Origin of the sequence: Streptomyces omiyaensis, from assembly GCF_014650895.1 — a bacterium.
Lineage (GTDB): Bacteria > Actinomycetota > Actinomycetes > Streptomycetales > Streptomycetaceae > Streptomyces > Streptomyces omiyaensis.
In genome coordinates this window covers 451664-464555 of sequence record NZ_BMVV01000001.1, presented here as the reverse complement: position 1 = coordinate 464555, position 12892 = coordinate 451664, and the positions used below count along the sequence as shown (strand labels likewise).

The window sequence follows — 12892 nt, the reverse complement described above, 5'->3', positions numbered from 1 at the left end:
TGCGCCCCCTTCTCCCCTGCCGTCCCGGACACCCGGAAAGGATGGCAGCTCCGGGGGCCGGGCGGGAGTCGTACCGGGGCGGCCGGATGTACCGGAATGGTCACCTCCGTGCCACAGCGGGCGGCCCGAACTTGCCCTGGCGTTGGCGCGTACATGACCCTTGATCACGACGGCGCCCGCCCTCCCACGGGGGAGAGGGCGGGCGTCGTCGCGTCCCGGGGCGGTCAGGTCACCGTCAGGTGGAGGATGTCCTCCAGGAACGGGATCCTGAGCCAGGGCTTCGGCTGCACCATGAGCGCGAGCAGCACGATCAGCGAGCCCATCACCCCGTACGTGATCATGTCGGTGAACCGCGAGCGGACCGCGAGCATGCCCACCGAGGGCAGTGCCCGGCGCAGCACCGCGCCCATCAGGAGCGCGGCGCCGACCATCATGGTCCCGACCCGGAAGGACTGCGCGAAGGAGTCCGTCCCCACCACGAGCAGCCCCACCGCCGCCGTCCCGAGCACCAGGAGCAGCGGCCACTGACGGGCCGGCGCCGGGGCGTCGCCCGCCGCCGCCCGGCCGCCGCCCTCGGGCCGGGCGGTGTCGGTGGTGACGGTCGGCGGCCGGCGCGAGCCCCGCACCCGGCGGACCTTCGACACCCGGCCGCGCGGCAGCTCCCGCGGGCCGTCGGGGGTCCCGGGGGCGGCCGGGCTCCCCGGCGTCACCTCAGAGCGCCGCGGCCGCGCGCTCCGCGGCCTCGACGACGTTCACGAGCAGCTGCGCGCGGGTCATCGGGCCCACGCCGCCGGGGTTCGGGGAGATCCAGCCGGCCACCTCGGCGACGTCCGGGTGGACGTCGCCGAGGATCTTGCCCTCGGCGTTGCGCGAGACGCCGACGTCGAGGACGGCCGCGCCCGGCTTCACGTCCTCCGGCTTGATCAGGTGCGGCACGCCGGCGGCGGCCACGATGATGTCGGCGTTCCGCAGGTGCGCCGAGAGGTCGCGGGTGCCGGTGTGGCACTGCGTCACGGTGGCGTTCTCGGAGCGGCGGGTGAGGATGAGCGGCATCGGGCGCCCGATGGTGACGCCGCGGCCGACGACGACGACCTCGGCGCCGTTGATCTCCACGCCGTGGGCGCGGAGCAGCGTGATGACGCCGTTCGGCGTGCAGGGCAGCGGGGCGGGCTCGTTGAGGACGAGCCGGCCGAGGTTGGTCGGGTGCAGGCCGTCGGCGTCCTTCGCCGGGTCCATCAGCTCCAGGATGCGGTTCTCGTCGATGCCCTTCGGCAGCGGCAGCTGGACGATGTAACCGGTGCACTCCGGGTCCTCGTTGAGCTCGCGGACGACCGCCTCGATCTCCTCCTGCGTGGCGGTCGCGGGGAGCTCGCGCTGGATGGAGGCGATGCCGACCTGCGCGCAGTCGCGGTGCTTGCCCGCCACGTACTTCTGGCTGGCGGCGTCGTCGCCGACCAGGACGGTACCGAGACCGGGCGTGACGCCCTTCTCCTTGAGGGCCGCCACACGGACGGTCAGGTCGGACTTGATCGCGGCCGCGGTGGCCTTGCCATCGAGAATCTGGGCGCTCATGGAGGACATCCTCGCGGATGACCCCCGCCTTCTCCCAATTCGCGGGCCCCCGGCCCCCGCCCGGGGTTCCGGCGGCGGCGCGCGGGACGGAACGGAGGGTTGCACTTGCACAACTCCGGGGCGTATCGACTGGACAACACCTCGGAGCTACGACGACGATGACCAGCGCAGTGCCGCGGAAAGTGCCGGGGGGAATCCGCTCACGTGCCGTGAAAGTTCCTCCGCGCGGGCCGCGTCGTCCCCGCACGAGAACATTCACGGAGGAACCCCCGATGAGCTTCGGCGACCCGAACAACCCCTACGGCCAGCAGCAGGGCCAGCAGCCGGGCTACGGCTACCCGCAGGCCCCGCAGGGCGTCCCGCAGCAGGGCGGCTACGGCTACCCGGCCGCCCCGCCGGTCTCGCCGTACGGCGCCTACCCGGGCGGCCCGGGCCAGATCCCGCAGTCGATGCCGGGGCTGCTCATGACGGCGCGGGTGTTCCTGTACCTGATCTCGGCGGTGCAGATCATCGCCGGCCTCGGCTACATCTACGTGGCGAGCATCGCCAGCGACGCCTCGGAGATCGCCTCCGACTACGGCAGCGACAACCCCTTCGAGGACCTCGGCAACGCGGCCGCGGGCATCTCGATCGTCCTCGCCCTCGTCTTCCTGGGCCTCGCCGCGCTCTCGATCACGCTCGGCGTCAAGTTCGGCCGCGGTGGCCAGGGCGTCCGGATCACCACCGTCGTCTACGGCGCGCTCGGCACCATCGTGGGCGCCATCGGTCTCTTCATCGGGCTCGACTCGGGCCTGGCCACGGCCGTGATCTTCCCGCTGATCTGGGTCGTCTTCGGCGTGATCATCACCCTCGCCCCGGTCGTCCCCAGCGGCACCGCCTGGTTCTCCCGCCCGCGCTACTGACACCCGCGGCGGTACGCGAAGGGGCCCGGTTCCGTACGGAACCGGGCCCCTTCGCGTACCCGCTACCTCCGCTTGAGCACCGCGAAGCCCTCCGAGCGGTGGACGACCTCGTACGCCGCCTCCGGGTGCAACTGCGAAGCCGTCACGACCGGGTCCGAGACCTGGCCCGACCAGCCGCGCAGGTCGAGCGCGAGGTAGTCGGGGGTGGCGCCCTTCGCGGTGCCGACCCAGTAGACCCGGTGGTCCGCGGTGAGGTGGGCGAGGAGCGGCACGTCCGCCTCCACGCCGGCGCCCTCGGGGATCGCCGCGACCGCCGCGCGGGCCTGCTCGACGCGGGCGTCGGCGCGGTACGTGCCGGGCTTCAGCAGCTCGCGCAGCGGCAGGTTCGCGGCGAGGGCGAGCGCGACGGCCGTGGCGGCCGCGACGGCGACCTTCCCGTACGCGGCGAGCCAGGGGCGCGGCGAGGTGCGCACCGCGCGGACGCCGTCGACCAGGGCCAGGAAGACGATCGGCATCAGGACCGCGCTGTAGTGCCAGTGCATGCCCCAGTGGTTGGCGTCCTGGGAGACGAAGCGCCAGCCCAGGGTGGGCAGGACGAGCAGCACCAGCGGGGAGCGCAGCGCGAGGAAACCGGTGATCGCGAGGAGGTAGAGGACCATCTCCCAGCGCTCGCCGGAGGTGAGGGCGCCGCTGACGATCTGGCCGAGGGAGGTCTCGGCGCCGGTGCCGGTCTTCTCGATCTTGGCCCAGTAGTCGTACTGGCCGAGCTTGCTGGCGGCGGGGATGAGGACCAGGACGGTGAGGGCGAAGAAGGCGACGCCGAAGCCGGCGAGGGCCGCGCCGAGCTTCTTCTGCCCCTTGACCGCGAGGACGACGCCGACCATGGCGACGGTGAGCCCCATGTCCTCCTTGACCAGGACGAGCGGCGCCGCCCAGGCCGCGGCGGCGGTCCAGCGGCCGAGGAGCAGCGCGCGGCAGACCAGGGCGAGCAGCGGGACGGCGAAGGCGATCTCGTGGAAGTCGGACTTCACGGCCTCCTGGAGGCCCCAGGAGAGTCCGTAGGCGACCGTGAGGGCGATGCCGGTGGCCCGGCTGCCGAGGACCTGCTGGGCGGTGCGGCCGACGACGACGGCGGAGGCGGCGAAGAGCGCGGCCTGCGCGAAGAGCAGGGAGACCGGTGAGGGCCAGATCCAGTAGAGCGGCGCGAGGAGCGCCGTCACCGGGCTGAAGTGGTCGCCGAGTATCGGGAAGCCGGGGCCCTTGATGTCGACGACGGGGACCTTGAACTCGGCGTAGGAGCGGACGGCCTGTCCGAAGATGCCGAGGTCCCAGGAGGGGGTGCGGAAGTGGTCGTACTGCACCCAGGAGTAGAGGAAGTACAGGGCGGTGAGGGCGACCGCGATCAGCGCGTACGGGAGGTACGGGACGGGTGCGGGGTCGGTGCCCTCGGCGGGCCGCTCGTCGGCGGGGTCCGCCGCGGGCTTGTTCAGTACGTCCAACACCACGTCTCCACTACTGCCGGCCGGCCCGGGGCCAGACCATTAGACCAGAGACGCCCCGCGGGGCCCTCCCTTGCCGGGAAGGCCCCGCGGGGGCCCGTCTCAGTGGGCGAAGTGGCGGGTGCCGGTGAGGTACATCGTCACGCCGGCCTTCTTCGCGGCCTCGACGACGAGCTCGTCGCGCATCGAGCCGCCGGGCTGGACGACCGCCTTCACGCCGGCCGCGGTGAGGATCTCCAGGCCGTCGGGGAAGGGGAAGAAGGCGTCGGAGGCGGCGTACGAGCCGCGCGCCCGCTCCGCGCCGGCGCGCTCGACGGCGAGCTTGGCGGAGTCGACGCGGTTGACCTGGCCCATGCCGACGCCGACGGAGGCGCCGTCCTTGGCGAGGAGGATGGCGTTGGACTTGACCGCGCGGCACGCCTTCCAGGCGAAGGCGAGCTCGGCCAGCTCCTCGGCGGAGAGGGCCTCGCCGGTGGCGAGGGTCCAGTGCGCCGGGTCGTCGCCCTCGGCCTGGAGGCGGTCGGTGACCTGGAGGAGGACACCGCCGTCGACGGCCTTGACCTCGACCTCGGCGACCGGGCCGCGCTCCGCGCGCAGGACGCGGATGTTCTTCTTCCTGGCGAGGACCTCGACCGCGCCGTCCTCGTAACCGGGGGCGACGACGACCTCGGTGAAGATCTCGGCGACCTGCTCGGCCATCTCGACGGAGACCGGGCGGTTGACGGCGATGACGCCGCCGAAGGCGGAGGCCGTGTCGCAGGCGTGGGCCTTGCGGTGGGCCTCGGCGACGTCGGCGCCGACCGCGATGCCGCACGGGTTGGCGTGCTTGATGATCGCGACGCAAGGCTCGTCGTGGTCGTAGGCGGCGCGGAGGGCGGCGTCGGTGTCCGTGTAGTTGTTGTAGGACATCTCCTTGCCGTGCAGCTGCTCGGCCTCGGCGAGGCCGCCCGTGCCGTCGACGTACAGCGCGGCGCCCTGGTGGGGGTTCTCGCCGTAGCGCAGGACGTTCTTGCGCGCGTAGGTGGCGCCCAGGAAGTCGGGGAAGCCGCTGTCGTCGGCGGCGGCGTAGTCGTCGGCGAACCAGGAGGCGACGGCCACGTCGTACGCGGCGGTGTGCTGGAAGGCCTCGCCGGCGAGCCGCTTGCGGGCGGTCAGGTCGAAGCCGCCGGCCTGCACGGCCGCGAGGACGTCGGCGTACCGCTCCGGGCTGGTGACGATGGCGACCGACGGGTGGTTCTTGGCGGCGGCGCGGACCATCGACGGGCCGCCGATGTCGATCTGCTCGACGCACTCGTCCGGGGTGGCGCCGGAGGCGACGGTCTCGCGGAACGGGTAGAGGTTCACGACGACCAGGTCGAAGGGCTCCACGCCCAGCTCGGCGAGCTGCTCGCGGTGCGACTCCAGGCGCAGGTCGGCGAGGATGCCGGCGTGCACGCGCGGGTGGAGGGTCTTGACCCGCCCGTCGAGGCACTCGGGGAAGCCGGTCAGCTCCTCGACCTTGGTGACCGGGACGCCGGCGGCGGCGATCTTCCCGGCGGTGGAGCCGGTGGAGACGAGCTCGACACCGGCCTCGTGCAGACCGCGGGCCAGCTCCTCCAGGCCGGTCTTGTCGTAGACGCTGACCAGCGCGCGGCGGATGGGCTTAACGGTGTCCGTGTTCACCGATCTGAACCTTTCGTCCCTCAATGCGGTAGCCGTGCCGGGCGAGGCGCCCCACGACGTCGACGAGCAGCGAGCGCTCGACTTCCTTGATGCGCTCGTGCAGAGCGGCTTCATCGTCCGCCTCCCGCACCTCGACCGCGCCCTGGGCGATGATCGGGCCGGTGTCGACGCCGTCGTCGACGAAGTGGACGGTGCACCCGGTGACCTTCACGCCGTGCGCGAGCGCGTCACGCACCCCGTGGGCACCGGGAAAACTGGGGAGGAGCGCCGGGTGGGTGTTGACGACCCGGCCGCCGAAGCGGGCGAGGAACTCCTTGCCGAGGATCTTCATGAACCCGGCGGAGACCACGAGGTCCGGCTCGTGGGCGGCGGTGGCCTCGGCCAGCGCCCGGTCCCACTCCTCGCGGCTCGCGTGGTCCTTCACCCGGCAGACGAAGGTGGGGATCCCGGCGCGCTCGGCCCGCTCCAGGCCCGCGATGGCGTCGCGGTCGGCGCCGACGGCGACGATCTCCGCGCCGTAGCCCTCGGGGTCGCCGGCGATGCCGTCGAGGAGGGCCTGGAGGTTGGTACCGGACCCGGAGACCAGAACGACAAGGCGGGCGGCAGCCACTGGGTCACTCTTTCCGTGGTGTTTGTGCGGTCCTACGAACGAATCGTGCCCGTCGATACGGGGAACCCTACGAACGGCTCGACCGTCAGCAACGATACCGGCACACCGGACGGCCCCCACGGGACGGGGGCGGGGCAGGGCGGTAGCGTCAGGGTCCGACGCCGGTGTGCCACCCGGTGCGACGACGGTCACGACGACAGAGGGAAGACGTCCAGCAGATGCCGGATCGCCAGTCCACGAACGACAACAACCCGTTCGCCCCGCCGCCCGAGGGCAAGCCCGACGAGCCGTGGCAGCCGCGCCGGCCCGAGGGCTCGGACGGCCCGGACGGCGAGGGCTCCGAACCGTCGTCGCCCGTGACGGGCTCGGCCGACGGGCGCTGGAGCCCGCGCCAGCCGGGCCGCTCGTCGGACGGCTTCGGGCGCGGCCCGGAGCGCCAGGGCGGCCAGGGCGGCGGCCCCGGCGGCCAGGGGCCGGAGCGGCCGGGGCTGCGCTGGGACCCCACCGACCCGGTCCAGCGGCGGGCCCGGTACGCGATCCTCGGCGGCATGTGGGCCTTCTTCTTCGCGATCTTCGACATCCCGGAGCTGGCCCTGCTGCTCGGCGCCCTGTCGCTGTACTGGGCGATCAGCTCGCTGCGCGCGAAGCCGAAGCCGGCGGCCGAGGTGTCGCCGGAATCACAGGACGCGTCCCAGCCCTCGGGACGGCCGGCCGCCGCCCCGGGCGCCCCGAACCCGGCCCGCTCGATGCGGACCGCGGCGATCAGCGGCCTGGTGGCCTCGTCCGTGGCCCTGGTGATCGTGGGCTTCGGCTTCACGATGCAGCTGGTCTACAAGGACTTCTACGAGTGCCGGGACGACGCCCTCACCCACGCGGGCGCGCTCGCCTGCAACGACCTGCTGCCCAAGCCGCTGCGGGACGGCTTCGGGGTGCGCGAGTAGCGCCCTCGCTCCCGCGCGTCCCCTCACCCCCGCTCCTCCGCCTCCGCCCCGGCCGTCCCCGACGGCCGGGGCGGAGGCGCGTCCGGCCCCGGCGGGGGCGTGGACCCCGGCGGGGACTTCGGTACGGGATCCGGCTTCGGTGCGGGATCCGGGGCGGGGGCCGGGGTGGGGGCCGAGACCGGAGCGGGGGCCGGGGCCGGCCGTGGGGCCGGCGGGCCCGGCGGCGGTGCGGTCTCCCAGGACGCGGGGAGGTAGTCGTACGGCTCGTAGCCCCCGTCGTCCAGCGGGAAGCCGAGGTCCAGGGGGTCGCGGAGCGGCGCCGCCGGGACCCCGGACGGGGCCCCGGCCAGGGCCGGCTCCGGCGCCGCGGAGGCCTTCGGGGGCTTCGGCGCCTTCGGGGGCTTGGGGGGCTTCGGGAGCCGGGGCCGCTTCACGCGCGGCACCCGGCGCCCCCAGGCCCGTACCGCCAGCGCCGTCGGCAGGCCGACGGCCACCCCCCACAGCACCGCGGCCGCGCCCGCCTGCCACCCGACCGGGCCGAAGGCGAGCAGCCGGCCCGAGCCGAGGGGGCCGCCCGCCGCACCGGCCAGGAGGGCGACCGCCGTCCCGAGGACCCAGGACGCGCCCAGCGCCGCGAGCGCCGTCTCCCGGGCCCGGCCGGTGCCGGTCGACCGGCCCGCCGAACGGCCCAGCGCCACCGCCGCGACCAGCGGCACGACCGCCGCGGCCCACTGCGGCCAGCCGCCGCGGCCGTCCGGCGGCACCGCCGCGAGCAGCGGGAAGGGCGGCACGGCGGGGTCGCCGGACAGGCCGAGCGGGGTCGCGAGCGCGCCGGTGCCGAGGGCGAAGCCGGGGCCGAGCCCGTAGGCCGCCGCCCAGACCGCCGCGTTCGGCAGCAGCGCGAGGACGAGCAGCGCCAGCGTCACCCGTCCGGACCATTCCCCCGCGAGTCCGTCGTAGGAGGCCCGGGCCGCGTCCGCGTGCCAGGCCAGCGCGACCCCGGCCGCCACCGCTCCGCCCGCCGTCAGCACCACCAGGCCGGTCGCCGCCCCGCGCAGCGCGGCGGCGGCCTCCTCCCGGCCCGGCAGGGGGCGGCCCAGCGCGGCCCGGACGCCGGCCCCGGCCGCGCCGACGACCACGACCGGCAGCCACAGCCCGGCGGTGACGAGGTCGGCGGGGAGTGCGCCGCTCTCGCTGTAGACCACGATCACGGCCGCGACCAGCAGGTATCCGCCGGAGACGGCGCCGAGGGTGCCCGCGGGCGAGGGCCGGGGCCGGGTCTCGTCGGCGGGGTCGAGGGTGGAGCGGGCGGTCCGGTGGAGCAGCCAGACCGGCAGGGCGGTCAGCAGCAGGGGGGTGATCCCCAGCGGCGCGGGCAGCCCGCCGAGCGTGTCGGTGCGCACGAGGTCGACGCCGTGCGCGAGCAGCCAGAGCCCGGCGGCGAGGTGGAGGGCGCCGCCGGCGCCGCCGTCGGGGAAGGGGGAGCTGATCCAGGCGGCGATCACCAGGACCGCGAGCGCGCCGAAGCCGAGCCCGGCGGCGACCCCGCCGCGGACGCAGGCGGTGGCGAACGCGGCGGAACGCCCGCCCTGGACCAGGGAGTGCTCGGTCAGGTGGGTCACGGGGCCATGCTGCCAACGACACGCGCTTTCGCGGCGTAACAGGCAAACATCCGTTGTGTCGCTCAAGATACGTTTATGTACTTTTCCGCCCAGAGGTGCTCTGCGGGAGGTCGACGCCGATGAGCCAGACGAGCCGGGGCGGCGACACCGCGCCCCCCTCCACCACCGGCGCGCTGCCGACGCCGAAGGAGCGGCGCCGGCTGCGCGAGGCGCTCTGCCTGAGCGAGGAGCAGGTCGCCGAGGCCATGGGCGTCACGAAGGCCACGGTGAAGGCCTGGGAGACCGGACGCTCCGCCCCCCGCGGCCGCAAGCGCGAGGCGTACGTGAAGCTGCTCTCCGGCGCGCCCGCCGCCCCGGAGGCGGACGGCCCCGCCCCCGCCGCTTCCCCCTCCCCCTCTTCCGACGCGGCCGCCGGGACGGCCCCGGTCCCGGGTACGGCCTCCGGCACGGCCCCGGTCCCCGGGACGGCCGGCGGCACGGCCCCCGGTGCGGCCGGCGCCTCGGGCGCGGCCCAGACCCCCGCCGCGAAGGGCGCCGCCCCGACCCCCGCCCCCACCGCCAACGTACGGCCCAGGGCCGCCGCCAAGCGGGCCGCCAAGCCGCCGCGGGCGCCCTCCCCCGCACCCGCGATCACCGCCTCCTCCCCCGGCCGGCGCGGTCCGTCCCGGCCCGGCGAGCGGCGCAGGACCGGACCGCCGGAGGCACCGGCCCCCGAGCCGGGAGCCGAAGGCGGGACGGGGCCCGATCCGGGACCCGGACCGCATCCGTCCGGGCTCACCCCCGAGCAGGCCTTCGACGCGCTCTACGCGCACGCGGCACCCGGCCTCGTCCACCAGGCCTATCTGCTGAGCGGGCGCCGCGCACTCTCCCGGGAGGCCGTCGAGCACGCCTTCCGGCACGCCTGGGAGCACTGGCCCGAGGTGGCCGTGGACGCCGACCCGGTCGGCTGGGTGCGGGCGGCGGCGTACGAGTACGCCCTCTCGCCCTGGCACCGGCTGCGCCGCGCCCACCGGCACCCCGACGATCCCCCCGCCGACGCCGGGCGGCGGGCCCTGCTCGGCGCACTGCTCGACCTGCCGGCGCCGTACCGCCGGACCGTCCTGCTCTACGACGGCCTCGGACTGGACCTTCCCGAGACGGCCGCCGAGACGGAGGCGAGCACCCCCGCCGCCGCCAACCGGCTGCTGTACGCGCACACGGCGATCGGCAGGGCGGTGCCGGAGCTGGCCGACCCCGAGGCGCTCCGCCACCGGCTGGGCGCGCTGGTCGGGGAGGCGCCGGCGGCGACGCTGCCGGGGGCCCTCACGGTCCGCGGCGGCAGCGAGCGGCGGGCCCGGCGGCTCACCCGGACGGTGGCCGGGGTGACGGCGGTCCTGATCGGCGTCACGGCGCTGACGGCGGCGACGGCCCCGACCCGTTACATCCCGGAGGTCGCGCCCGGGCAGACCGTGAACGGCGTCCCGGTGCGCGGCGGGCCGCAGAAGCTCGGCGTGGAGGACGTGGAGCTCCGCGACAGGCTGCGGTCCGGGCCGAACCCGGGCCCGGAGCGGCTGGTCCCGACCGCCGGGTAGCCCCGCCGGCCGCGGACGTGCGAGTGGGCCCCGCCCCTCCGGTCTCCCGGAGGGGCGGGGCCCACTCGCTTACGGCCTGTCAGGCGGTGCCGTGCGTCAGCCCGCGAGGATCGCGCGCGCCAGCTTGGCGGTCTCGGTGGGGGTCTTGCCGACCTTCACACCGGCGGCCTCCAGGGCCTCCTTCTTCGCCTGGGCGGTGCCGGAGGAGCCGGAGACGATGGCGCCGGCGTGGCCCATGGTCTTGCCCTCGGGCGCGGTGAAGCCCGCGACGTAGCCGACGACCGGCTTGGTGACGTTGGCCTTGATGAAGTCGGCCGCACGCTCCTCGGCGTCGCCGCCGATCTCGCCGATCATGACGATCAGGTCGGTGTCCGGGTCGGCCTCGAAGGCCGCCAGGGCGTCGATGTGCGTGGTGCCGATGACCGGGTCGCCACCGATGCCGACGGCGGAGGAGAAGCCGAGGTCACGGAGCTCGTACATCATCTGGTACGTCAGCGTGCCGGACTTCGAGACCAGGCCGATGCGGCCCGGCTTCGTGATGTCGCCCGGGATGATGCCGGCGTTCGACTGGCCCGGGGTGATGAGACCGGGGCAGTTCGGGCCGATGAGGCGGGTCTTGCCGCCCTTCTCCACGGCGTACGCGTAGAACGCGGCGGAGTCGTGGACGGCGATGCCCTCGGTGATGACGACGGCGAGGGGGATCTCGGCGTCGATCGCCTCGACGACGGCGGCCTTGGCGAAGGCCGGCGGGACGAAGAGGACCGAGACGTTGGCGCCGGTCTCCTTCATCGCCTCGGCGACGGTGCCGAAGACCGGGACCTCGGTGCCGTCGAAGTCGACGACGGTGCCGGCCTTGCGCGGGTTCACGCCGCCGACGATGTTGGTGCCGTCACCCAGCATGAGCTTGGTGTGCTTCATGCCCGTGGCACCGGTCATGCCCTGGACGATGACCTTGCTGTCCTTGTTGAGGAAGATAGCCATGGCTGTTTAGTCCCTCTTCCCTTACTTCGCGGCCGCGAGCTCGGCGGCCTTGTCGGCCGCGCCGTCCATGGTGTCCACGCGCTGCACGAGCGGGTGGTTGGCGTCCGACAGGATCTTGCGACCCAGCTCCGCGTTGTTGCCGTCGAGGCGCACGACCAGCGGCTTGGTGACTTCCTCGCCCTTCGAGGCGAGGAGCTCCAGGGCCTGCACGATGCCGTTGGCGACCTCGTCACAGGCGGTGATGCCGCCGAAGACGTTGACGAAGACGGACTTGACGTCCGCGTCGCCGAGGATGATCTCCAGGCCGTTCGCCATGACCTCGGCGGAGGCGCCGCCGCCGATGTCGAGGAAGTTGGCCGGCTTCACGCCGCCGTGGTTCTCACCGGCGTACGCGACGACGTCCAGGGTCGACATGACCAGGCCGGCGCCGTTGCCGATGATGCCGACGGAGCCGTCGAGCTTGACGTAGTTGAGGCCCTTGGCCTTGGCGGCGGCCTCCAGCGGGTTGGCCGCGGCCTTGTCCTCCAGGGCCTCGTGCTCCGGCTGGCGGAAGTCGGCGTTCTCGTCGAGCGAGACCTTGCCGTCGAGGGCCAGGATGCGGCCGTCCTTGGTCTTCACCAGCGGGTTGACCTCGACGAGGAGGGCGTCCTCGGCGACGAAGGTGTCCCACAGGGTGACCAGGACCTCGGCGACGCCCTCGGCGACCTCGGCCGGGAACTTCGCCTGGGCGACGATCTCGCGGGCCTTCTCCAGGGTGACGCCGTCGTTGGCGTTGACCGGGACCTTCGCGAGGGCCTCGGGGGTCTTCTCCGCGACCTCCTCGATGTCCATGCCGCCCTGCACCGAGGCCATGGCCAGGAAGGTGCGGTTGGTGCGGTCGAGCAGGTACGAGACGTAGTACTCCGCCTCGATCTCCGGGGACAGCTCGGCGATCATCACCTTGTGGACCGTGTGGCCCTTGATGTCCATGCCCAGGATGTCCGTCGCGCGGGCGACGGCCTCGTCCGGGGTGGCCGCCAGCTTGACGCCGCCGGCCTTGCCGCGGCCGCCGACCTTCACCTGCGCCTTGACGACCGACTTGCCGCCCAGACGCTCGGTGGCCTCGCGCGCCGCCTCAGGCGTGTCGATGACTTCACCGGCCAGCACCGGTACACCGTGCTTGGCGAAGAGGTCCCTCGCCTGGTACTCGAACAGGTCCACGCGCGTCCCTTTTCTAGATGATCGCGGTTCGTTGTCTGCGTGGGCGTGCCGCGGAGGGCAACGTGACTGCGCTGTCACTAGGGAGGCGTACACGGTGTCCGTGGACGCGGCATGTCCGTCTCGCAGGTTATCCCCGTGGGACGTGGGTCCCTAAATCGCAGATCCCCGAGGAGCGGTGATACGGGTCACAGAACGTAGGGACGGATGGGCTGTCCGTGGGCGTCCGGCCGCCCTCCTCGCGGCCCCACGGGGCAGGCGGGGAGCGGGCTTTGCGCCCCTCACGCCACGCCGGTGCGCCGGGTGAGGGGCGCCTCGCGCCGGGTGTGATATGG

Annotated in this window: 11 protein-coding genes; 3 read left to right on the top strand and 8 right to left on the bottom strand. The window is 74.2% G+C overall.

Features of this window, described 5'->3' with window-relative positions; genetic code table 11:
* Positions 1-224: 224 nt before the first annotated feature.
* Both IE287_RS02245 and IE287_RS02240 read right to left on the bottom strand, forming a co-directional pair.
* On the bottom strand, positions 225-710 hold the full coding sequence (locus IE287_RS02245) for a DUF3017 domain-containing protein (RefSeq protein ID WP_229883228.1): 486 nt from the start codon (positions 708-710) through the stop codon (positions 225-227).
* Position 711: 1 nt separating this feature from the next.
* A complete protein-coding gene (locus tag IE287_RS02240; RefSeq protein WP_189847120.1) occupies positions 712-1572 on the bottom strand; it encodes a bifunctional methylenetetrahydrofolate dehydrogenase/methenyltetrahydrofolate cyclohydrolase in 861 nt (286 codons plus the stop codon).
* A 272-nt stretch (positions 1573-1844) separates the two neighbouring features.
* Here IE287_RS02240 and IE287_RS02235 point away from each other — a divergent pair, with 272 nt between their 5' ends.
* The gene (locus IE287_RS02235) at positions 1845-2474 is read left to right on the top strand and encodes a hypothetical protein (RefSeq protein ID WP_189847119.1); all 630 of its coding nucleotides are present in this window, start codon (positions 1845-1847) and stop codon (positions 2472-2474) included.
* A gap of 62 nt (positions 2475-2536) precedes the next feature.
* On the opposite strand, the gene IE287_RS02230 is transcribed toward IE287_RS02235, so the two are convergent.
* The 3 genes from IE287_RS02230 to purN form a co-directional block, all read right to left on the bottom strand.
* On the bottom strand, positions 2537-3976 hold the full coding sequence (locus IE287_RS02230) for a DUF2079 domain-containing protein (RefSeq protein WP_189847118.1): 1440 nt from the start codon (positions 3974-3976) through the stop codon (positions 2537-2539).
* 99 nt (positions 3977-4075) lie between these two features.
* Positions 4076-5635 (bottom strand): bifunctional phosphoribosylaminoimidazolecarboxamide formyltransferase/IMP cyclohydrolase, encoded by a 1560-nt coding sequence (gene purH, locus IE287_RS02225; RefSeq protein ID WP_189847117.1) that lies wholly within the window; start codon positions 5633-5635, stop codon positions 4076-4078.
* Positions 5616-6245, bottom strand: a complete 630-nt coding sequence (purN, locus tag IE287_RS02220; RefSeq protein WP_189847116.1) for a phosphoribosylglycinamide formyltransferase — start codon at positions 6243-6245, stop codon at positions 5616-5618. Before purN ends, purH begins: the two co-directional genes overlap by 20 nt.
* Positions 6246-6463: 218 nt before the next feature.
* Here purN and IE287_RS02215 point away from each other — a divergent pair, with 218 nt between their 5' ends.
* Entirely contained in the window at positions 6464-7186 is a 723-nt protein-coding gene (locus tag IE287_RS02215) for a hypothetical protein (protein WP_189847115.1), read from the top strand.
* Between the two features lie 23 nt (positions 7187-7209).
* On the opposite strand, the gene IE287_RS39035 is transcribed toward IE287_RS02215, so the two are convergent.
* A complete protein-coding gene (locus IE287_RS39035; protein ID WP_189847114.1) occupies positions 7210-8808 on the bottom strand; it encodes a cell division protein PerM in 1599 nt (532 codons plus the stop codon).
* Between the two features lie 119 nt (positions 8809-8927).
* Here IE287_RS39035 and IE287_RS02205 point away from each other — a divergent pair, with 119 nt between their 5' ends.
* Positions 8928-10379, top strand: a complete 1452-nt coding sequence (locus IE287_RS02205; RefSeq protein WP_189847113.1) for a helix-turn-helix domain-containing protein — start codon at positions 8928-8930, stop codon at positions 10377-10379.
* 96 nt (positions 10380-10475) lie between these two features.
* Here IE287_RS02205 and sucD read toward each other — a convergent pair whose 3' ends face one another.
* Positions 10476-11360, bottom strand: a complete 885-nt coding sequence (gene sucD / locus IE287_RS02200) for a succinate--CoA ligase subunit alpha (RefSeq protein WP_189847112.1) — start codon at positions 11358-11360, stop codon at positions 10476-10478.
* A 21-nt stretch (positions 11361-11381) separates the two neighbouring features.
* Entirely contained in the window at positions 11382-12560 is a 1179-nt protein-coding gene (gene sucC / locus IE287_RS02195) for an ADP-forming succinate--CoA ligase subunit beta (RefSeq protein ID WP_189847111.1), read from the bottom strand.
* Positions 12561-12892 lie beyond the last annotated feature (332 nt).